Source organism: Paenibacillus sp. FSL W8-0919, assembly GCF_038003785.1.
Taxonomy (GTDB): domain Bacteria; phylum Bacillota; class Bacilli; order Paenibacillales; family Paenibacillaceae; genus Paenibacillus_AQ; species Paenibacillus_AQ lactis.
Genome location: NZ_JBBOPV010000001.1, coordinates 3279912 through 3302191 on the forward strand (window position 1 = coordinate 3279912; position 22280 = coordinate 3302191).

At 54.5% G+C, this 22280-nt stretch carries 19 protein-coding genes and 1 pseudogene; 15 read left to right on the top strand and 5 right to left on the bottom strand.

The window, feature by feature from the left end; translation table 11 throughout:
- Positions 1-67 precede the first annotated feature (67 nt).
- The 5 genes and pseudogenes from NST44_RS14750 (at position 68) to NST44_RS14770 (ending at position 10392) form a co-directional block, all read left to right on the top strand.
- Positions 68-1585 carry an extracellular solute-binding protein gene (locus NST44_RS14750; RefSeq protein WP_210094767.1) on the top strand — a complete coding sequence of 506 codons (1518 nt, stop codon included), beginning with the start codon at positions 68-70 and terminating at the stop codon, positions 1583-1585.
- A gap of 298 nt (positions 1586-1883) precedes the next feature.
- Entirely contained in the window at positions 1884-3263 is a 1380-nt protein-coding gene (locus tag NST44_RS14755) for an alpha-L-fucosidase (protein ID WP_340900011.1), read from the top strand.
- Positions 3264-3269: 6 nt separating this feature from the next.
- The gene (locus NST44_RS14760; RefSeq protein WP_340901444.1) at positions 3270-6386 is read left to right on the top strand and encodes a glycoside hydrolase; all 3117 of its coding nucleotides are present in this window, start codon (positions 3270-3272) and stop codon (positions 6384-6386) included.
- Between the two features lie 340 nt (positions 6387-6726).
- Positions 6727-9027 (top strand): glycoside hydrolase family 3 N-terminal domain-containing protein, encoded by a 2301-nt coding sequence (locus NST44_RS14765; protein ID WP_340900012.1) that lies wholly within the window; start codon positions 6727-6729, stop codon positions 9025-9027.
- Between the two features lie 41 nt (positions 9028-9068).
- Positions 9069-10392 (top strand): annotated as a pseudogene (locus NST44_RS14770) (glycoside hydrolase family 125 protein).
- A gap of 138 nt (positions 10393-10530) precedes the next feature.
- Here the strand turns inward: NST44_RS14770 and NST44_RS14775 are convergent.
- Complete coding sequence (locus NST44_RS14775) at positions 10531-11574, bottom strand: LacI family DNA-binding transcriptional regulator (RefSeq protein ID WP_210094763.1); 1044 nt, start codon at positions 11572-11574, stop codon at positions 10531-10533.
- Between the two features lie 255 nt (positions 11575-11829).
- Here NST44_RS14775 and NST44_RS14780 point away from each other — a divergent pair, with 255 nt between their 5' ends.
- A complete protein-coding gene (locus NST44_RS14780) occupies positions 11830-12261 on the top strand; it encodes a 2-phosphoglycerate kinase (RefSeq protein WP_340900013.1) in 432 nt (143 codons plus the stop codon).
- Entirely contained in the window at positions 12234-12851 is a 618-nt protein-coding gene (locus tag NST44_RS14785; RefSeq protein ID WP_340900014.1) for a PIG-L deacetylase family protein, read from the top strand. The genes NST44_RS14780 and NST44_RS14785 overlap by 28 nt, the downstream gene beginning before the upstream one ends.
- A 73-nt stretch (positions 12852-12924) precedes the next feature.
- Here NST44_RS14785 and NST44_RS14790 read toward each other — a convergent pair whose 3' ends face one another.
- Positions 12925-13737 carry a lipase family protein gene (locus tag NST44_RS14790; RefSeq protein WP_210094760.1) on the bottom strand — a complete coding sequence of 271 codons (813 nt, stop codon included), beginning with the start codon at positions 13735-13737 and terminating at the stop codon, positions 12925-12927.
- An 83-nt stretch (positions 13738-13820) separates the two neighbouring features.
- On the opposite strand from NST44_RS14790, the gene NST44_RS14795 reads away from it, so the two are divergent.
- From NST44_RS14795 to NST44_RS14805, 3 genes are all read left to right on the top strand, one after another.
- Positions 13821-14399 (top strand): hypothetical protein, encoded by a 579-nt coding sequence (locus NST44_RS14795; protein WP_210094759.1) that lies wholly within the window; start codon positions 13821-13823, stop codon positions 14397-14399.
- A 268-nt stretch (positions 14400-14667) separates the two neighbouring features.
- Positions 14668-15471: a glutamate racemase gene (gene murI / locus NST44_RS14800; protein WP_210094758.1), complete on the top strand. Its 804-nt coding sequence runs from the start codon at positions 14668-14670 to the stop codon at positions 15469-15471.
- A gap of 38 nt (positions 15472-15509) precedes the next feature.
- A complete protein-coding gene (locus tag NST44_RS14805) occupies positions 15510-15908 on the top strand; it encodes a hypothetical protein (RefSeq protein WP_007127926.1) in 399 nt (132 codons plus the stop codon).
- 277 nt (positions 15909-16185) lie between these two features.
- Here NST44_RS14805 and NST44_RS14810 read toward each other — a convergent pair whose 3' ends face one another.
- Positions 16186-16698, bottom strand: a complete 513-nt coding sequence (locus NST44_RS14810) for a cation:proton antiporter regulatory subunit (RefSeq protein ID WP_007127928.1) — start codon at positions 16696-16698, stop codon at positions 16186-16188.
- Positions 16699-16719: 21 nt separating this feature from the next.
- A complete protein-coding gene (locus tag NST44_RS14815; protein ID WP_028404659.1) occupies positions 16720-17994 on the bottom strand; it encodes a cation:proton antiporter in 1275 nt (424 codons plus the stop codon).
- Between the two features lie 210 nt (positions 17995-18204).
- Between NST44_RS14815 and NST44_RS14820 the strand changes: the two genes are divergently transcribed.
- Together NST44_RS14820 and NST44_RS14825 are read left to right on the top strand one after the other, a co-directional pair.
- Positions 18205-19035: a cupin domain-containing protein gene (locus NST44_RS14820; RefSeq protein ID WP_210094757.1), complete on the top strand. Its 831-nt coding sequence runs from the start codon at positions 18205-18207 to the stop codon at positions 19033-19035.
- A 264-nt stretch (positions 19036-19299) separates the two neighbouring features.
- Positions 19300-19764, top strand: a complete 465-nt coding sequence (locus tag NST44_RS14825) for a GNAT family N-acetyltransferase (RefSeq protein ID WP_210094756.1) — start codon at positions 19300-19302, stop codon at positions 19762-19764.
- Positions 19765-19933: 169 nt separating this feature from the next.
- Here NST44_RS14825 and NST44_RS14830 read toward each other — a convergent pair whose 3' ends face one another.
- On the bottom strand, positions 19934-20437 hold the full coding sequence (locus tag NST44_RS14830; RefSeq protein WP_210094755.1) for a VOC family protein: 504 nt from the start codon (positions 20435-20437) through the stop codon (positions 19934-19936).
- Positions 20438-20731: 294 nt separating this feature from the next.
- Here NST44_RS14830 and NST44_RS14835 point away from each other — a divergent pair, with 294 nt between their 5' ends.
- The 3 genes from NST44_RS14835 to NST44_RS31070 all read left to right on the top strand — a co-directional run bounded on the left by NST44_RS14835 (position 20732) and on the right by NST44_RS31070 (position 22279).
- The gene (locus tag NST44_RS14835; RefSeq protein ID WP_144870209.1) at positions 20732-21487 is read left to right on the top strand and encodes an SDR family NAD(P)-dependent oxidoreductase; all 756 of its coding nucleotides are present in this window, start codon (positions 20732-20734) and stop codon (positions 21485-21487) included.
- 34 nt (positions 21488-21521) lie between these two features.
- Positions 21522-22001: an NUDIX hydrolase gene (locus tag NST44_RS14840; RefSeq protein ID WP_144870211.1), complete on the top strand. Its 480-nt coding sequence runs from the start codon at positions 21522-21524 to the stop codon at positions 21999-22001.
- A gap of 122 nt (positions 22002-22123) precedes the next feature.
- Positions 22124-22279 (top strand): DUF6886 family protein, encoded by a 156-nt coding sequence (locus NST44_RS31070; RefSeq protein ID WP_373872039.1) that lies wholly within the window; start codon positions 22124-22126, stop codon positions 22277-22279.
- Position 22280 lies beyond the last annotated feature (1 nt).

The following is a 22280-nucleotide window of genomic DNA, read 5'->3' on the forward strand; positions in this document are numbered from 1 at the left end:
CCGATGTCTCCTTAAGATAGGAATCGTACCGCAAGACCAAACCAAATGAAGTCAGGGGGAGACAGGCATGAAAAAAAGGAAAGCGCTAGCAATGTGGTTGGCCGCGATGTTCATCATTTCCGTGATCGCGGGCTGCTCCGGCGGAGGAGATGTCGGCGGGGAGAAGGGCTCCGCAAACGGGGAGAGCGGCGGAGAGAAGAAGCTGCCCGTCCGGTACTTGCTCCCGGGCACCGCGCCGCAGGATTTGGATACCGCGGTTAAAGCGATTAACGAAAAGCTTGAGGCCGACGGTCTGAACCTTACGTATGAACCGACGTACATCGCATGGGACGTATGGGATCAGAAGACCAACCTCATGATGTCCACAGGCGAAGAATTCGAGCTGATCGCCATCATGCACGATACGAAAGGGCCGACCGTGCTTGCCGGGACGGGCGGGATCATTCCGATCGACGATCTCCTGAACCAATACGGCACCGAGCTGAAAGCCTCCATGCCGGACTGGATTTGGGAATCCGCGAAAATCGACGGCAAGATCACCTACGTGCCGAACTTCTGGGCGGACACCGCTTATAATGACGGCATGTTCACGATCCGGACCGATTTGCTTGAGGCCAATGGCCTGACGCCGCCGAAATCGCCGGAGGAGCTGCTTGATGCGGCAGAGACGCTGCAGAAGAACTGGCCGCAGGACAACAAGAACGTATATATCAAAATGCTGGAGGAGCCTGCCTACTTCCTGCACACGACCTACGACACCTATCCGTTTACGGTGGCCGACAACATGATCTACATCGACCAGCAAGGGATCGTGAAGTCCTGGCTTGAGACCGAGGAGTTCAAAAAAGACGTGCAGTACATGAACGAAGCCTATGCGCGCGGACTGATCATGAGCGATCTGTTGACGACGCCTACGGAAGTCATCAACCAGGAAGAGCTGGCCGGACGTTATCTGTACCGTCCGGGGGATGTCGGCTTGAGCGACGCCATCCTTCAATCCTTCCCGGATGCCAAGCTGGATATTTACTATTTGGCTGACCAGCCGAAGTTCAGATCGTATGCGATCCGGAACTCGAACGGGGTATCGGCAACGTCTCCGCACCCGGAAGCCGCCATTCAGTTCTTGAATTGGGTATACAGCAGCCAAGAGAACATGGATCTCGTGCAGAGCGGCGTGAAGGACGTGCATTGGAAGGATACCGGCAAGAATACCAAGGATTATCTCGCCAAGAACGAGAACGGTTCTCCGACGTACGAGCTGCCGTACTGGCTGCTTGGTCACGTCCAGATGAACCGGTATCCGACGAATACCGACCCGGCGCGCCTGGAACGCCGTACAACCATCGCGGACGATGCCGTGAACAGTATTACGATCGGCTTCACCTTTGATCCGACGAATGTCGCCTCCCAGTACGCCAACTGCATTGCCGAGCTGAAGACGAGCGTCTATCCGGTCATGCACGGGGTTGTGAAATACGAGGACGGTTACGACAAAATGCTTGCTTCCATGAAGGCTGCGGGTCTTGACGAGGTCGTGGCGGAATACAAGCGGCAATTCGATGAATGGAGAGCGAGTCAGCAATAATCGCTCCTCACCTGGGGTGCGATACATCCATTAGAAACAAGGCAATCCCTCGCCCGGCTTCAGCCGGACGAGGGATTGTTTTTTGGTTGGTGCGAATCATGAAGCAGGCTGCCTGGAAATGAGACTTCAATCGATCGATATTGGCCATTTTCGAAGTTTTCCCTCAAAAGTAAAGTGTTCAAGACAGGCCTCTACGGGATAGAGTAAAGCTCATACCAAGCCTCTTTATCGAGGCGAACCCATCATAATCGCGGTTGACCTGCCAAGCGGCGGATCAGCCTTAAGGAGGACATGAAGAATGACCAATCAGGCGCCAGCCATCCGGGAAGGGTGGAAATGGTTTACGGAAAGCCGGTACGGCATGTTCATTCATTTCGGGCCATATGCCCAATACGGACGCGGCGAGCAGGTGCTGTTCCGGGAGCATCTGGACCAGAACGAATATGCACGGAGGGCCTGCGAGTGGAATCCGGAGTTTTTTGACGCCAAGCTGTGGGCCTACACGGCCCGGAAGGCCGGCATGAAGTATGCATGCTTGACGACGCGCCATCATGACGGATACTGCCTATGGGATACAGCCACGACGGATTACTCCAGCGCGAAGCAGGCTCCCGGCCGGGATCTTGTCCGGGAATTCACCGACGCCTTCCGAGCGGAGGGGCTTCGGGTGGGCTTATACTACTCCTGGATCGATTGGCGGATCCCGGCCTATTTCGACGGACCGGAGAAGGATCCGGAAGGCTGGGAGGTCATGAAGCGCTATTTGCATACCCAGGTGGAAGAGCTCGTTACGAATTACGGACGCATCGATCATTTCTTCTTCGACGGGGTGTGGCCGAGAACGGCCGAGGACCTGGACAGCGTGAAGCTGGTGGAGCGGATGAAGTCGATTCAGCCCGACATTCTGGTGAATAACCGTCTAGGGCTGTCCGAGGAGGAGAAGCTGCATGCCGACGGAGGCGGCGGATCCGGGGATTCCGAGGTGCTGGGCGACTTTGGTTCTCCCGAGCATGTCATCGTCCCGGACCAGAAGCGGCTCTGGGAGTCCAGCCAGGTGACGACGTGGCGGCTGTGGGGCTATACGAACGGCGAACGCTGGCGTCCGGCCGATGTACTGCTCGACATGCTGTGCGAGTGCGCGGAGAAGGGCGGCACGGTGGGCGGCAATCTCCTGCTCAATGTCGGGCCGCAGCCTGATGGGCAGCTGCCTCCTGCGTTCGTCGAGCGTGCCCTCAAGATCGGGCAATGGCTGGAGGTGCACGGCGAGGCGATTTATGGCTCGGACGGCGGAAACCTGACCGAGTTTATTACCTACGGACGGCAGACCATGAAGGACAATCATCTGTATCTCATTATCCGGTTCTGGGACGGAAGACCGGTGCTGCGGCTGGCGGATCTCATCACGCCCGTAAACCGGGTAACGCTGCTGACGACAGGACAGGAGCTGGATTTCCGGCAGGAGCGTGACGTGCTCTGGATCGAAGGACTGCCGAAGGAGCGTCCGACCGAGCTGTTCCCGGTCATCCGTATCGAATGCGAGGGCAGGCCCGAGACGAACCAGTGGGGACGGGAGCGTCTGTGGACGGGAGATCCATCCCGTATTGCCGATTGGGCGAGAACGCGCGGGACATCCGTCTACGCCGACGGCCAGCCGAGAGACGGAGCCGGAAAGGAGTAAAGGATGATGAGAACGCTGTTATTTTACGACGAGCAGTTCCCGTATGCGGGCGAGCGGCCAACCGCGGACGCGCTGGAGCGGATGAAGGAATGGACGGAGGTCGCAAGCGCCGAGACGTTAGCCGGTCGGTTATCGGAAGGCGGCTGGGATACGTTGATTCACCTTCACGGGCCGTATTTTCCAAAAGCGGCTTGGGAGGCGATCGAATCCCATTTGAAGGACGGCGGCGGTCTGGTCCATGCGGGTGGCGTGCCGTTTCGGCGGCCGGTCCGCGAGCTGAACGGATCGTGGCATGCCGAACGCGAGCAGCTGGCCTATCATCAGCGGATGGATATTCACGACGCGCTGGCGGTGGATGTGTCGCGGGTAAGGAAGCTGAAGGCATCTGCCGAATTTCCGATTTTGCAGGGGCGTGAGGAGCTGTTCGGCATTGAACCGACGTGGGGATTGACGCTGCATCCAACCAAGGCAAGCGATATTCCCGCCGAGATGGGGGCATGCGGTCCCATGGACGCCGTTATCTCGCCGCTCTTGATCGGCGAGGACGGAGATCAGCGGGAGCGCTGCGCACCGGTGGTGATGCTGGAGCAGCACAAGGGCGACTATGCCGGGGGCCGCTGGATTCTGATCAACCAGCAGCTGCAGGCCATATTCTGGGAATCGGAAGGTGCGGCCGCGCTGCGGGAGCTGGCTGAATATGCCGGCAGAGGCGTGACCGAGCTTTGGCTGAAGCCGAACTATGCCGCATATGAGCCGGGCGAATCGCCGCAAGTGACGATTCAGCTGCAGGCGCTGTCGCGGACGTCCGTTCCGGCTCAGGCATGGCAGTTCGAGGTACGCCTCATCAAGGACGGTTCCGGGAAGCCCGTATGGTCCGGGCAGGCGAGGTCCGAAGCCGGCGCGCTGCAGCGGGATCTACAGCAGCTTCGCTTATCCATCCCCGTGCGGCTGGAACCGGGCCTTTACCGGATCACGTGCGAAGCCGTCTCCGAGTCCGGTGAACAGCGCAATCTGACCCAGGCGGTATGGGGCGTCGACCGCTCCCTGCTGCAGGCTGGAGATCGGCTGGAGTGCGGACGCGACTATTTCCGCCGCGGCGGCCGAACCGTCCCGATTGTCGGTATGACGTATATGACCTCCGACGTTGCGCGCAAGTTCCTCCATCTGCCGAACGTGCAGCGGTGGGATGCGGATATGGCCGAGATGAAGCGGGCCGGCATCAATCTGATCCGGACGGGGATATGGACCGGATACCGGATGATCATGTTCGCCGACGGCCATGCGGCCGAGGATGTGATGCGGGCGATCGACGCCTTTATTCTGACTGCCAAACGGCATGAGCTGGAGGTGACCTTTACCTTCTTCTCGTTTGCACCGGAAGCCTGGGAAGGCGTGAACCCGTACCTGGACCCGCGCTCGGTAGAGGCACAGAAGCGATTTGTGGCTTCCATCGTGACAAGACACCAGGGGACGACCAATGTGCATTGGGATCTGATCAACGAGCCGTCGCTATTTGATCCGAAGCGGATCTTTGAAGGTCCCGTCACGATCGGAGACCGGTTCGAGCGGAAGGCATGGGCCGAGTGGCTCCGGCAGCGGCACGGCAGCGATATTGCGCTGCTCCAGGAGCGCTGGAACATGACGCCGGGCGAGCTCCCTTCGTTCGAAGCAGCTATGGCTCCGAGTCCGGACGACAAGCTGTTCAATAGCGTGCTGCAGCCGAAGAAATGGGGGCCGTGGCTGGATTTCACGCTGTTCACGATGGACATGCATAATCGCTGGGCCTCCGAGCTGATCGGGACGATCCGCCGCTGCGATCCGAACCAGCTGGTTACGGTCGGGCAGGATGAGGGCATCTGCTCCCAGCGTCCGTCGCCGTCCTTCTACGGCCCCGTCGTCGATTATACGACGGTCCATTCCTGGTGGCAGAACGATCATCTCGCATGGGACGGCATATTCACGAAGACGCCGGACAAGCCGAATTTGGTCCAGGAGACCGGTATCATGCACGTGCAGCGTCCTGACGGCATTGCCAAGCGGACGGAAGAGGAGCTGCGCAATATGCTGGAGCGCAAATATGCCTACGCTTTTTCGACCGGGGGAGCGGGGGCCGTGCAGTGGATTTGGAATATCAATTACTTCATGGATAACGCCAACGAATCCAACATCGGAGCGCTTCGGGCTGACGGCACGCAGAAGCCGGAGGCTGACGTGTCCTATGATTTCGGACGCTTTATGAACGAAGCGGCGGGCATCTTCGACGATAACCGGCAGCTGGAGGAGATCGCGGTCGTATTTCCGTATTCGAACGATTTTTCGAGCCGAAAGCTGGCGTATGAAGCAACGACAAGAGCCATGCGTACTCTTACCTTCGGCATGAATGTGCATCCGCGCGGCATCGGCGAATATCAGCTGGCCGATCTGAAGCGGCATCCGGCCAAGCTGATCATCGTGCCGAGCGCCCATAATTTCGACGATGCGGCGTTCGAGGAACTGCTTGGGCTGGCAAGAGCCGGCAGCACCGTTCTCTGGAGCGGACCGCTCCGTACCGATGCGTACTGGGGACCGGCACACCAGCGTCTGCAGTCGGAGCTTGGAGAGACGATTCATGCGAACGTTCTTCGGGAAGAGACGCTGCAGCTGGCGGAAGATCGTTATGCCGTTTCGTTCGGCGAGCGGAAGATCGGCACATTGGCGGTGGATCGCCCCGCAGGGCAGCCGGACGGCGAGCTTGCGCCGATTACGGTTCCTTTGGGTTCGGGGCGGTTCATCTGGTGTCCGCTGCCGGTCGAGCTGAACGAGCGCTGGGAGCCGATTCAGGCATTGTATTCGGAGGCGATTCAAGCGGCCGCCGTTTCGCCGGAGCTGGAATGGCTGAAAGGAGGCGGGCTGCCGGGCATTTACGGCCGCAAGCTGGCGTTTGAACGGGGCAGCCTGTACATCTTCATCTCCGAGTATGGAGTTACAACGGATATCGAGGTACGAGACCCTGATTCCGGAGCGGCCTATCGGTTTCCGTTGGAACGGGAGCGAACCGTTATGTTCACGGCCGACTCCCAAGGGCAGGTACAGACCGTATATCGTCCGGAAGAGGTGCGGATCGTGCAGCATCAACAGGCCTGATATTAGACCTGGACCGCATGCCCATGCTATACCATTAATCATTAATCGGGATGAGGGGGCTTTTTGTAGATAGGGGAGGCGGCTTCGGCAGCTAAAGACCTGTCCGTCGTCCAAGGGAGGCTCGCCGGCCGATTCGCTCGTGCCGGCGAGCCTCTTTATTCATGCTCCCAAGCTTTGGTTGGCTTGAGGTGCAGCTATTATAAATCCCGCATTGACGGCTGATAAAAAAGAACGTAGACTAGTCGGTAATAACGTTATTATACATTAACCTAACAAAAATAACGATAGTAACTAAGACATTCTTATGACATTCAATCATTCATGATAAGGAAGGTGCGCGATGGATTATAAGAACGCTTCATTGCCGATTGAGCGGCGTGTCGAAGACTTGCTTGCTCGAATGACGGTCGAGGAGAAAATCGGTCAGCTCATTCAGCCGTTCGGCTGGAAAGCCTATACCCGAAGCGATGACGGTACGATTCGGGTGACGGACGAATTTAAGCAGCAGCTTGCGGAAGGCGGCATCGGCTCTTTATACGGAACGCTGCGGGTGGATCCATGGACTGAGGTGACGCTTGAAAACGGGTTATCCCCGCGGGAAGGGGCGGAAGCGGTCAACGTGATCCAGCGCTATGCCATCGAGCATTCGCGGCTCGGCATTCCGATTCTGTTCGGGGAAGAATGCTCCCACGGGCATATGGCGATCGGCGCGACCGTATTCCCGGTTCCGCTTACGATCGGAAGCACCTGGAATCCGGAGCTGTTCCGGAGCATGTGCCGCGCCGTTGCCGCCGAAACCCGCAGCCAAGGCGGCGCAGCGACGTACTCGCCTGTGCTGGACGTTGTGCGTGACCCCCGCTGGGGCCGCACCGAGGAGACGTTCGGCGAGGATCCGCATCTGGTGGCCGAGTTTGCGGTGGCAGCCGTGCAGGGGCTGCAGGGCGACCGCCTCGATGCGGAGGACAGCCTGCTGGCTACGCTGAAGCATTTCGCGGGCTATGGCGCCTCGGAAGGCGGGCGCAACGGGGCGCCCGTCCATATGGGGCTTCGCGAGCTGCACGAAATCGATCTGCTGCCGTTTCGGAAAGCCGTCGAAGCGGGCGCGCAATCGGTGATGACCGCTTATAACGAAATCGACGGAGTGCCGTGCACGTCCAGCCGGTACCTGCTGCATGACGTGCTGCGCGAAGCGTGGGGCTTCGACGGCTTCGTCATCACCGATTGCGGCGCGATCGACATGCTGAAGAGCGGCCATAATACAGCCGCTTCCGGGGAGGAAGCCGCGGCACAGGCTCTCACGGCCGGCGTCGATATGGAGATGTCGGGATCGATGTTCCAGGTGTATCTACGGCAGGCATTGGAGCAGGGACATATCACCGAGGACGACCTGAACACGGCGGTTGGCCGAGTTCTTGCGATGAAATTCCGGCTGGGCTTGTTCGACCGTCCCTATACGGACCCTGAACGGGCGGAGAAGGTCATCGGGTGCGAGGAGCATATTGAGTTAACCCGCCGCGTAGCGGCCGAGGGGATTGTCCTGCTGAAAAATGAAGGCAACGTCCTGCCCCTGAACCCGAAGACCGGTAAAATCGCGGTCATCGGACCTAACGCCAATGCGCCATACAACCAACTCGGCGATTATACCTCCCCGCAGCCGCCGGGTCAGATCATAACCGTGCTGGAGGGGATCCGCAGATACATTGGCGAGGATGCGGACTCGCGCGTTCTGTACGCGCCCGGATGCCGAATCCAAGGCGATTCCCGAGAGGGCTTCTCCCATGCGCTGGCATGCGCGGCGGAGGCCGATGTCATCGTGATGGCGATCGGCGGCTCCAGCGCGAGAGATTTCGGGGAAGGCACGATCGATCTCCGAACCGGCGCTTCGGTCGTAACCGGGCTTGCCCAGAGCGATATGGAATGCGGAGAAGGCATCGACCGCTCCACCCTGCATTTAATGGGCGTGCAGCTGGAACTGCTGCAGGAAATCCATAAGCTCGGCAAACCGGTGGTGGTCGTCTATATCAACGGCCGACCGATTACCGAGCCGTGGATCGACGAGCATATTCCGGCGATCCTCGAAGCATGGTATCCCGGTCAGGAGGGTGGCAGCGCCATCGCGGATATTTTGTTCGGTGACGTCAACCCGTCCGGTCGCCTGACGCTGACCATTCCGAAGGAGGTCGGCCAACTGCCGATCAACTACAATGCGAAGCGGACCCGTGGCAAGCGTTATCTCGAAACGGATCTGGAGCCGAGATATCCGTTCGGCTACGGGTTAAGCTATACGGATTTCCATTACGGCAATTTGAACGTAGAGCCTGCCGTTATTCCGGCTGACGGCTCCGCTGCGGTCCGGATCGTCGTAACCAACAGCGGCCCTCGGGATGGCGCTGAAGTCGTTCAGCTGTATGTCTCCGATCTGGCCGCGTCGGTAACCCGGCCGGAGAAGGCGCTGAAGGCCTTCAGCAAAGTGTTCCTGAAAGCCGGGGAATCCCGGGAGGTGACATTCACGGTCGGACCCGAACAGTTGGAGCTGATCGGTCCCGACATGAAGGCCGTTGTGGAGCCGGGAGAATTCCGCATTCGGGTCGGTCCCGATTCGAAGCGGGGAGAAGCCGTGAACTTACGGGTTGAAGGCTAGCGACTGGAAGAAATTTATGACAACGAGGAGGATCACAAACCTTGATTCAATACAAACTCCCGAAGATTGACATCCCGGACATGAAGCTGCCGGCTGCTGTTCAGGCGACGATGGAGGAGGCCAGAGTCAAGCTGGCGCATCGCCCAAGGCTGCTGCAGCAGTTTTTGAATTGCTTCTCGAACACCCTGGAGACGACAACGAAGCTGATGGATGACGGCACCACATTCGTTATTACAGGCGACATTCCGGCGATGTGGCTGCGCGATTCCGTCGAGCAGGTGATCCATTACGTGCCTTTGGCCAAGGAGGATCCGGATCTGCAGCGGATCATCGGAGGGCTTGTGAAGCGGCATATGATGTATGCAAGCCATGACCTGTACGCGAATGCATTTAACGAATCCGCCAACGGCTGGCATTGGGATGCCAATGACGAGACCGAGATGTCGGCATGGGTGTGGGAGCGTAAATTCGAGCTCGACTCCCTCTGCTTTACGATCCGCCTTGCCTATGCGTACTGGCAGGAAACGGGACGGAGCGATATTTTCGACGAGCGGTTCAAGGGGGTCATGGAAGGCATCATACGCCTCTGGCAGACTGAGCAGCGGCATTTCGAGCGTTCAGCCTACCGCTTCGAGCGCCGGAATTGCCCGTCGATCGATACGCTCCGGAACGAGGGCATGGGCATGCCGGTCAATTATACGGGAATGATCTGGTCCGGCTTCCGGCCCAGCGACGACGCTTGCGAATTCCATTTTAATATCCCGGCGAATATGTTCGCGGTCGTGTCCCTGCGGCAAATGAAGGACATCGCTAAATGGGTGTTCCGCGACGAAGCGCTGGTTAACACCATCTCGAAGCTTGAAGAAGAGGTGGAGCACGGAATCCGGTTATACGGCACCTACCGGCATCCCGAATATGGCCTGATCTACGTACGCCTACGAAACGGACGGTTACGGCAATTACTGCCTGATGGACGATGCCGGAACACCGAGCCTGCTTTCCATACCATATCTGGGCTTCGCGGACAAAGACGACGAGATCTATCAAAATACACGCCGCTTCATCCTGAGCAAGGAAAATCCTTATTATTATGAAGGATCAGCCGCCAAGGGGATCGGGAGTCCGCATACGCCGCCCGGATACGTGTGGCATATGGCCCTCGCCATGCAGGGATTAACGGCTTCGACGGATGAGGAGCTCCGGTCGATGATCGATATGCTGGAGACTACCGATGCAGGAACCGGGTTTATGCATGAAGGCTTCCACGCCGATAACCCGGATCAGTATACGCGTTCCTGGTTTGCCTGGTCCAACAGCCTGTTTGCGCAGCTTGTTTTGCAAGGAATGAAGAAGGGCTTGGTGTAACGAAGGGCGCTCCGAATGGACCAGTACTAATACAAAGAAACCCGCTTCTTGAAGCGGGTTTCTTTGTCTGTTGAAGCATATGTTAGGAATGCCCAACCGTCATGGGATGACGGGCACCTTTACATTACTCAAGAACATTCAGGCGCTGTCCCGGACAATTAGCCGGGTCGATAGATGGATCGTCTCCGTAGGAGCGCCGGGACGCTCCATGCGGCGTATCAGCGCTTCGACTGCCCGCTGTCCCAGCTCCTCCTTGCACAGATTGACGGTAGTCAACGAAGGCGTGACAAGGGTTGCGGCTTCCACGTTATCGATGCCGGCGATCCGTGTAAACGCTGGAATGGCATGGCCTTCCGATTGAAGCTTGCGCATCCAGCGGATCGCAATATCGTCATTAGCGCCGATCCACGCGTCAGGGCGCGATGCCGGCCCAAGCTCCAGCATCCTTTCATATAATGACTGCTCCCAGGGAGCTCCGTAACGGATTCTCCATTCGGTAAGCTTGACCGCCCCTTCGGGCTGGCGGCTTATCGTTATCCTGGCACCCGTAAGGCGATCCTCGAAGCTGGGCGACCAGGTCTCATCCGTGATCATGGCGATATGCCTGCATTTCAGGGAGAGCAGATGCCTTGTGATAGCCGCTCCGGCTTCGATATTATCGTTGTTTACTTTATCGCAGGAGGTCAGGTCATCTGTATGATCAACAAGCACGTACGGACGCTCCGCGCGGGCGATGAGGCTGAGAACCGCCTCGGGAAGGTTGCCCATCACCACGATGCCGCCGCACCGGGACCAATCGAGATGGGGAGCGATCGCTTGCTGCGGCGATTGGTCGGCCCGGGCCGGTTCCGGCTCGGGGGACACGATGATCGTCGGATATCCCAGCTCGTCGCAGCTGCGCAGCAATCCGTTCAAGACCCGCTGCCAATAAACGGCGTTGGCGGAATGGGCATGACTCATGCACACGAGGATGTACGGGGCGGACGATGCTTGTTCCCGTTCCCCGATCTGCAAGGCCGGAGCTTGCTGCCGGTGCTGATATCCCAGCGTTTTAGCCAGTTCCATTACGCGCTGCCGCGTAGCTTCGCTGACTCCGGACTTTCCGCTTAGCGCCCGGGAAACCGCATATTTGGATAAGCCGAGCTCCTCCGCGAGGACCCGGATCGATACTTTTCTTGACATAAACGCTCCTGCTCTCTCATCTCATTCATAACCAAATGTTATCCTAATAAAAATAACACTTCGAAACCGGGATCACAAGCTAAGAAGCCTTAAAGACGATTTTAATTTCGAATAGAGAGCCGCTCGTCAGTTGATAGAGTGGTATAATGAACAGGGAATATTTTGAATTTTGAAAACAGTGGAAGCCTCTTGATCCGATCCAGGTCAGTCATACGAACGGTTGATTTACTAGGATAAGCGGAAAGGAACGATAACATGATCATCCTGATCAGCGGCAGCAGCTGTACCGGAAAAACGCTGCTGGCCCAAACCTTGCTTGAGACGTACCATATTCCTTATGTATCAATCGATCATTTGAAAATGGGGTTATATCGGGGGAATCCGGACTGCGGATTTACACCGCTCGACAGCACGGAGCAGATCGGCAGCAAACTATGGCCCATCGTGAAAGGGATGATCATGACGGCCATTGAAAACCGACAGCATCTGATCATTGAAGGCTGTTATGTACTGCCGCGGCATGTGAAGGAGTTGGAGGAGACATATGCTGAGCATGTCATACCGGTGTTTCTGGGTTTCTCGGAACGTTATATCGAGGATAACTTCGATTCCAAGATTATTACGCAGCGGCCAGACATCTCGGTGTTCAGGAATATACCGTGCTTCCCATCCCGGACGGGGAGCTGATGCCGACCGTAGAGGTGCGCAAAGAAGTGATCCGACTGATCCGGGGGTGGCAGGCGGATATCGTCATCACCTTCCATCCGGAAGGTCCCGGCCATGCGGACAATCGGAATGCGGGCAGGGCGGTGCGGGATGCAGCGGATTTCGTTGCCAATGTGCCTAACGCCGTTCCGGAGGTTCCGGCGCTGACGAAGTCGCCCCTATATCTGCTCATGCCGGATTATGCGGCAAGGCGTTCGTACAAGCCGGATATCGTTATCGACGCCGGGGATGTCATGGAGCGTAAGCTGCTGGCGTGTGACGCGCATGCCTCCCAGTTTTATGAATTTGCGCCATGGCAAGGAGGCTTCTTGCAGGATGTTCCGGAGCGCTGGGAGGAGAAGCGTCAATTTATTTTGAAGCATTGGGAAACCTTCCTGCGCGTGTCGGATGAGATGATCCCTGCGATTGTGGAGGGGTACGGTGAGAAGCACGCCGCGAAGATCCAATATGCAGAGCCGTTTGAGATAGCGGATTATAGCAGGAGGCCGAGCGCGGATGAAATCAAGCGGCTGTTTCCGATGCTGACGCCATCCGAGGAATCACTCCCCTGAACCGGAAGCGACCATAATGCAAATTTAGGGAGAATTGATGCCCCACTATGGCCGGATACCGTGATGCAGCGTACTAGTTCCCCGCTATTTGAGGGATCATGAATTCCGTACCCGGGCAGAAGCCGGGATTCGTCTCAGACAATAACCCGGCAAATTCAGGCTCCCGTTTGGCAAGCTCGGCATAATAATTCCCGATGATATGATTGGCGGATACGGAGCCGTTCTGAAAGTTAAGCGCGCAGGGGGAGGGAACATGGCTGTAGTCATAGGTTTTGTTCCGTTTCGGAAGCTTGTAGACAGGAGGCGGGGCATGGGCTACCACATCGAGCAGATTGGCGATCCGGTAGCTGTTCGGCACATATTGGGCAAAGGCTTTCGAAAAAGCGTGATCCCCAACGCGCGGCGACCCGAACGTAAACAGGAAGGGAGCGCGTTCCGTATTCGCGGCGACGTCTATTGCGCATAACGTTGCAAGGGCTGCACCCAGGCTGTGCCCGGTCAGGAACAAGGGCTTGTCAGGATCCAACCGCCGAAGCGCAGCCGTAAGTTGCTTGCGGGCGGAAGAATAGATACCCGTGAACCCGCGGTGGGCGAGGACGTCGTCCTTGATATAGCTGAACCGTTTTTGGGAGGCGATCGCGTCAGCGATCCAGTTGCTTGTCGAGCTGGTTCCCCGGAAGGCAATGACGATCTCTTCGTCCGACTCAAGAATAAACCCGAACCGTTCCCATACGCTAAGTAAGGATCTGGCTTCAATGGTATCGTAGAGCGAGTAATTCGCCGGAAGCACAAACGATCCGTCCGGATTCGAAAATTGCGCATACGTCTGACTGCAGACGGCCGCCAGAAAAATCGCCCGCTGCGCTTGCGCCGAGTTCAGTTCCATACTTCATCCCGTCCTTCCCTTTTACACTATATTGAGGGAATGAGGGAAAGGTGCCTATCATACCGAATGAAGGAGAATCATGCATGAAATTTGGAAGAAGTCCTCAGAAAGAAATCCGCACATCTTATGAGCTTCAGCTGCTTCAGCGCGCGCAAGCCATGGAGCCTGCAAAGCCTCCGCACCCATGGGCAGCCGAGATCGTCGTTCCTGCTTCAGGCTGTACGGCCTGCGGCTGGGATCAGGAAGAAAATCTCGTCCTGATCAGCAGCTCGGGTTACAGCGTAACGCAGCCAGGAACAGGGCAGCTGCTTCATCGAAACCGGGATGAGAATGCAACGGAGGAAGGAATGGGTCCGGATGGATTGACCTTCCGCATTCCGCATGATGAGCAGCTGATCACGATATTCGGATTCGAATCCGGGGACGGCATTCGGCTTACGAATGACGGATGGATGCTGGAGGTCATCTATCCATGGTGGCCGAGGTCCTCCGTCGTATTGGACAACGTCTTCAGGCAGGGTTACGAGTACTTGAAGGACACCGTCATGTTGGATCTGAACCGATTGGACGGAAACGTGAGGTGCGGATTTTCCCCATCCGGCAAACATTTCGTGATCCTCGGCTCCGGCGGTGCCCTGCTGTATTCCAGAGCGGCGGTCTGATCGAAAAGATGGTTCTGTAAATGTGGCAACAAAGGTCGGGAGACCACGATGTCAGAGCGTTCACATAACAAGGATTGTTCATGTCTTCATTCGCATAGATGAGCTGTCAACGGGCTTCGAGGGAAGAAGATTTTTTTGGAGTATGGCTACTTTTCCGCTCGGACCTGGGCCAATTGGCTTTTCAAACCGCCCGCGAATATGGTTTACTTAAGAACGTATTCGACCAGGTGGCGATACGAACACAACGAACATACCGAAGGTGAAAATCATGAGAATTGCTTTTTTTGACTCGGGGCTGGGCGGATTGACCGTATTATCGACGGCCATGAAGAGACTGCCGCAGGAGGATTTTTTGTTCTATGCCGACACGCTTCATGTACCGTACGGCTCGAAGGCGGCGGAAGACGTGAAGACCTATATACAGCATTCCATCGAAACCATCATGGAAGAAGAGGTCAAAGCAATCGTTATTGCGTGCAATACCGCGACGAGCCTCGCCGTTTCAGATCTAAGAAAGAAATACGACATTCCGATTATCGGCATGGAGCCTGCCGTCAAACCGGCCGTACAAATCAACCGGGACACCGGGAAAAGAATCCTAGTCCTGGCGACGCCGCTTACATTGAAGGAAGCCAAATACCGGGAGCTCGTGCATCGCGTGGACGACAGGCATATCGTGGATTCCCTGCCGCTCCCTGAGCTCGTCCAGCACTGCGAGGCCCTGAACTTTGACCCGGAAGTCATGAAGGCGTATTTCAGGAGCAAGCTGGAAGGGTTCGACCTGTCGCAATATGGGACCGTCGTGCTGGGCTGCACGCATTATCCTTTTTACAGGAACATCTTGTGCGATTTGCTGCCGAAGCACATTCGGATCATCGACGGCAGCATGGGGACCGTCAAACGACTAGTCGAGGTGCTGAGAGAACGCGGCCTGCTTGGCAGCAGCGGACGGAACGATGTGAAGCTGCTGTGCTCCGGCGGCTCGGCAGCGTACATTCAGAAGATGGAGAAGGCGCTCACGATTTACGGAGCGATGGAAGCCGGTAACCTGGCTGCAAATGAAGCCAATTGAAGGATAGGCCGATATTCATGAAGGAATGGAGCGATAGAATGCTGAGTATGCTGATCAAAAAATGCATTTCGGGGATCGCTGCGTCCTTTATCTTTACATCCGTGATGGCGCTTGTCATGATGAACCTACATTACGGATTTACCTTTTATATTGTTGTCGTCGGCATCTACAGCGTAATGATTATGCTGCTCATTGGGGTCCCGATTTCGATTGGTATCGAGCTAATTCTGCAACGGATACGACCCCGGAAGGCCATCGTTCGGGCGTTGATAACGGTGGCGCTGTATGGCGTACTCGGCCTGCTCGTCTCGATGCTGATCTTTTCCGATGCTTCCGTAAACTTCGGTCAATCGGAGCATTTGCTGTATTGGACGTTTGGTGTCGGCGCCGCACTGGTATTCATGATCGTGGATATTATCGTCAAAAAGCTGATATAGGCACATGCATAATATGATTGCAGGCGGCAGGCGGAGCTGCACCTTTGCTTGAGGCTCAGGGCATTGGAGCTGAGCTTAGCTGATCAAGATCAGGGCCTACAGCGCGGGGACAATAGCCTGCCTGATGCAGGGAAAAGCAAGTTTGGATTGAAGCCCGCAATTTTAAAAAGCACCCTTACGTGATGCACGACTGGGATTACCCGGTGTCCATCCGAAGGGTGCTTTTTAGATTAAGGAAGATTCCTTATTACATGATCATATAGAATGAGTGCAGATGTTATACTTGATCGGGCTCGCCGGTTCGTTTGCCCATCAGAAGCTCTTTGAACTGCCGGATTTGCTGTCTTTCTCCAGCCAGTACGAGCGTGGAACCGACGGAAAGGATGTGCTCCGGCCCGGGGTTTATTTTTTGCTGGTGGCGATTGACGATCGCAAGGATGCTGGCCCCCGTCCTTTTACGTATTTCGAGCTCCTCAATCGATTTGTCCGCTCCTTGATAATGCGGTTCTACGCGGATCCACTCGATGATCAGGTCTTGAAGCGACACTTCAATAGTCTCAAGCTCTTTCGGCTTGTAAACCATCCCCCCGACGATCGCAGCGATTTGTCTTGCTTCGTCATCGTCCAAAGAAATCTGGGAGAGGGTTTCTTCAGGATCATCGTCCTCAAAATGATACATCTCTCTTCGGCCGTCGTTATGAATAATGACAGCCAATTTATCTCCTGATCGGGTCTGAATGAGAAACTTTTTCCCGATGCCCGGCAGTTCGGACTCACGAATGAAACTCATATGGAGTTCCTCCTTCCATGTTTATTGATCCAGTTTGATTTTCGAGTCTTCACTGACCTCGCTGACCTCACTCACGCTGGAATGCTTTTTCTTCCCTTTCTCCACCGGCTCGCTCCATTTGAATATCCGGTTTACGCCGCGGTAGATCCGCTTCGATTCTTTCGTCAAGAGCGGTCCCAAAATAGCGAGAACGAGAACATATAGTGCGGAAAATGGCTTGATCAAGGCAGATAATCCGCCGGCCACACCCAAATTGGCTACGATGATCGTGAATTCGCCGCGCGCCATGATGGTGAGTCCAATGTTAAGCGAAGATTTATGCGACAGTCCCGCCTTCCGCCCGGCGATCATTCCGGCAATCAGGTTGCCGATAATCGTTAGAATCACGGCGCCGATCGCAAGCCAGAACGCATTGCCTAATGATAACGGATCAATACTGAGCCCGAAGCTGAAGAAAAATATCGCTCCAAAAAAATCGCGGAACGGAACGACGAGCTGTTCAATCCGTTCACTGTGCTCCGTTTCCGATAACGCAAGCCCGAATAGCAGCGCGCCGATTGCCTCTGCAACGTGAAGCTTTTCCGAGAAGCCTGCGATAAAGATCATGGTCGAGAAAACAACAATGATAAAAATTTCATTCGATGTAATACGCAGCAATTTGTTTAGGATAGGCGGTCCTTTCCTTGCGATCACGAAGAACAGCAGCATATATCCGATGGAGATGCCAACGGACAAGATGGTGGCTCCGATCGAAGCCGTTCCCCCGAGCAATAAGCCGGACATGACCGACAAGAACACAGCGAGGAAAATATCGTCAAATAAAATCATGCCGAGGATGAGCTCCGTCTCCGCGTTACCGGTCCTGCGCAAATCAACCAGTACTTTGGCGACGATCGCCGTGGAAGAAACGGAGAGCATCCCTGCGATGATCAGCGTTTCATAAAGCGGCATTTGGACCAAAAAACCGTAAGCAAGCCCCAGCACGAAATTTAACGTGACATAGATTGTTCCTCCAGTCACAATGTTTCGCCCAGATTTCACTAATTTCTGAACCGAGAATTCAAGTCCCAGATAGAATAATAGAAATAAAATACCGATTTGTCCTAAAAAATCAATAACGCCTTGACTGTCAATAAACTTGAAGTCGAGGATACCGATGGTCGGCGCATGCGGACCCACCAGCATACCGAGAACAATCAAGAAGGGGATGATGGAAAATTTAAGCTTTCCGGCAATAACGGAGGCGATGGCAACCAAAATTAAAGCGGTTCCAACCTCAAACATCATGTCGTCCATTGAAGACCTCCTTTGTTTTCTCTTTTTGGCAATCAAGCCTATAGTACATGACTATGCGAAATTTTACAAACATTCTGTATGAAAATACAAATTTCAACCGTTTAATGGATGGCCATGCCCGTCGGAACCTGAAATTCAAGGAACATTTGCAAAAACTAGGCATACGATGGGTTTATGAACACCCGCGGAGAGGAATGAATTAATCACATTATGAATAAAATCGAATCCGATCAGCTCTATCAAATATCGGAGGCAATTCTTTCGAGTGTACGAAGAGAGCGCGCCGTGATTGACCTGTATACGAAATTGGCAGAAGCAGCGCCGACTCCCAACCATAAGAGGCAGATTGCTCAGGCTTTACAGCACAGAAACAGGCAGCTAAATCAATTTATGAATCTTTATGTTGCGCTTACCGGCAATCAGCCTGATGGCGAGATCATTAATCACGCTGCGTTTGGTCATTATTTAGAAGGGTTGAACATGGCGTACGAGTCGGGAATCGAGGGGTATAAAACATACCAGGAGCAGGGATCATCCTATCGTAACCCTGCTATTCAAGAGGTGTTTGTGCACGCTGCCACCAGTGAGATCGAGTATGCGGAACGGTTTGGGGCTATGCACGAGGAGGTATTGACGGATCAGGGCATGAAACCCTTCGTTGTCGATATTGAAAAAATTACAAAACAAAATGACACGTTTCGTACAGCGATATGGACGGGGAAATATTTTCAAGTCACCTTGATGAGTATAGATGTTGGCAGTGACATTGGTCTTGAGGTCCATCCAAAGACGGACCAATTCATTCGAATCGAAGAGGGCGAAGCGCTTGTCCAAATGGGGGATACGAGGAACAACTTGAGCTTTGTGAAGAAAGCTCGTGACGATGATGCGATCATGATCCCGGCCGGAAAGTGGCACAACGTAACAAATACAGGCAATAAGCCTCTGAAAGTCTATGTAATCTATGCGCCTCCGGAGCATCCCTTTGGCACCGTGCATGAGACGAAGGCAGCCGCGATGGCTGCGGAAGAATATTCATGAGCTAAAGATCCGGCTATGACCGGAAGAAATGAAGAGCACTCCTTACAATAAACGTGGGCTGCCCGCCAGGTTTATTGGAGGAGTTTTTTTTCAAAAACAAGCGATTGACCTGGCAGTGATATCGGAAGCCATTTCGTAATTAAAGAAGAAGTATAATAATACCGTATACACGTGTGCTCTGGATGATTCACCGTTGCAGATCAAGATGGAACAGGGGGCGGAACCATGGACGGTTACATAAGGCTGATTAGAGGAGGGAAGCAGATGCAGGTCTATCAAGTTCAGGGATTCCATCCTGGTGAATTAGATGAGCTGGTATCCGAAAGCAGCAGGGAAGGTTTCAGGCATATCCGCCGGCTCGTGGATGAGTATATCTCTGGTGTTAACCGGTTTGACCGCAATCATGAAGCATTGTTCGTATGCAGATCCGAAGGTCGAATCATCGGCATTTGCGGGCTGAATCAAACGCCCGATTCGGGCGGGGACACCGGCAGGGTGCGGAGAATGTATGTGCTGCCGGAATTTCGGAGACAGGGGGTCGGGAGAATGCTGATGCAAGCAGTCATCCAAGCGGCCGCTGATCATTACAGCTGGCTGGTTCTGCGAACGGATCAGACGCAGGCCGGGGATTTCTACATCAGCTTGGGTTTCTCAGAATCTCCGCAGCACTTGAACATTACCCATTGCCTTAAGCTGGGAGGACAGAGACAAGATGATTACAGCGGCTGATGCGGAACGATTGCTCTCGTTTGCGAATATTTTCAAAGTGAAGGGAACCGATTCTACACAATCGAAACTTATAATCGATGACAAGCCATGGGCCGTTTGCCAGCTGCAGGCGTTCCGTAATATGATCTGGAAAAGTAAAGGGTGCCGCTCGGCACCCTTTACTCATCGCTTACCCTTCATAAGCTTCCTCTAATGCTCGCAGGTCAATTTTGGTTTTGGTCTGCAGCAGCGCGCTCATGACTCTCTCCGCTTTCGCCCGATCCGGATTGGTGATCATCGTGCTCAGATTTGCAGGGACAACCTGCCAGGACACGCCGAATTTGTCCTTTAACCAGCCGCATACCTGGGCTTTTTCATCTCCGCCTTCCCCAAGCTTCTCCCAATAATAATCGATTTCTTCTTGGCTCTCGCAATGGACGATAAATGAAATCGCCTCTGTAAAATGGAACTGGGGCCCCCCGTTCAAAGCGACGAATTGCTGGCCCTCCAGCTGGAATTCCACCGTCATGACGCTGCCTTCTTCCACCGGGTGATGTTCGTTCTGCTCCGACCCGTGACGCGTAACTCTTGTAATTTTAGAATCGTTAAAGATTGAAACGTAATGACGTGCCGCTTCCTCAGCTTCGTTGTTGAACCACAGGTTTGGCGATATCCTCTGAATGGTGGGATTCATCAGATGCAGCTCCTTTCGAATCTACGGGAATGGGTTTCTACTGATCCCATCGTACCATAGCCGCAGCACGGCGGTTTCTTCTAAATTGCTAAGAATGTATCTCGCAGGGTGCCCAAGATTAAGGGCGACATCGAAATCTACGAAGGCCACAGGCAGGAGAATAGCAATTGAAACTGGAAATCCATATGGTGTGGAATATTCATCCAATCAGAAGGTCTCCATCCAGCGCGAGGGCAACATGTTTGATGAAAAGCATGCAAGGCGGTTGGATGAGATAAAATGGAGGTGCGAAAGATGAGCCAAAGACACTATATTATAACGGGCACGTCGAGAGGGATCGGAGGACAGCTTGCACTGATGCTTCTTCAGCAGGGACATGCCGTCTACGGAATTGCGAGAAACCATTCGATGACACTGGATCGTTATGAGCGTTACACTCATTATGTGTATGACTTGAGTGACCCCTCGGGTCTCGAGCAGCTCATGGAGAATATCATAAGAAGCATTGAGCTTGCGGATACAGATACGCTCTACCTCATTAATAATGCCTCGATGCTGGAACCACTCGGGAAAATTGAACAATGCGGCGCAGCCGAGATTGCGAAGAATGTCCAAATCACCCTTATTGCGCCGATGATTCTAACCTCTTGCTTTTTGAACCAAACAAACAGGTATAAGGCACGGCGGAAAATAATGAATATTTCTTCGGGTTCGGGGGTATACCCCGCTCCTTCCATGAGCGCATATTGTACCGCAAAAGCCGGGCTGAATATGTTCACGCAGTGCGTAGGGGCAGAGCAAGCAAGCCGAGAGAACCCGGTTCAGATTATTGCCGTCAATCCCGGCATGGTGGATACGGAAATGCAGAGCATGGCCAGAGGACAGGATGAGAAGCAGTTTGAGCTGGCCGGTGCATTTTCCCAGGCCTTTGAATCAGGGCAGCTGCTGTCTACTGCCGAGATTGGAGAACATCTGCTTCGCATTTTAGATGAAGAGCATTCCCCTGGAGCCATCGTGAATTACAATGAGGTTTATTCCTCGAAAAGCTGATGATAAGCAAGAATAACGAGCGGAGGCGAATGCCATGATCATGCCAACCCATATTGTTGCCGTTGGCGGAATCGTTGAGAATAAGAAAGGCGAGATTTTGCTGGTCAAGGTCCGAAATGGCTGGGTCTTTCCCGGAGGGCAAGTCGAAGTCGGAGAAAATCTGATCGAAGCATTAATGAGGGAGATCAAGGAGGAGAGCGGTATCGATATCACCGTTTCCCATCTGATCGGTGTGTATTCCAATACGTCAACTTACCCGGGATACAACGGGGTGGACATGGTACCGACAAAAGTCATGATGGATTTCGTGTGTACCTATAGCGGAGGGGAATTGTGCACATCGGATGAGACATCGGACTGCCGCTGGGTACCGCAATCGGACGTTCTCCAATACATAACGGCACCGGCGATCCGTACACGGTTCCAAGCTTATCTGGAGTTTACCGGTACGATCGCTTATATGGAATACATAACGAAGCCGTCATTTGAAATGAAGCTAAAGCGTACGATTTAAAATAGCAGGAAGAGCAATCAGAAGAAGAGGGGGAATGAGGTGCTTTATCATTTCAGTGAGGATTCGGGTATTACGAGGTTCGAACCGAGAGTCCTATACAGCCAGCACGATGAGCCTGGGCGATCGATGCCCATCACGCTCCGCACTATTATGTTCCAAGGGAATGTCCAAGGGTGTGTCTGGAGGCGGTTGAAGATACGACGGAGGCGGATGTGAAGAATTTTTTTGGGCTGTCAGGAGCTCACAGAATGATGGTGATCGAATCAAGCGCTCTTTAAT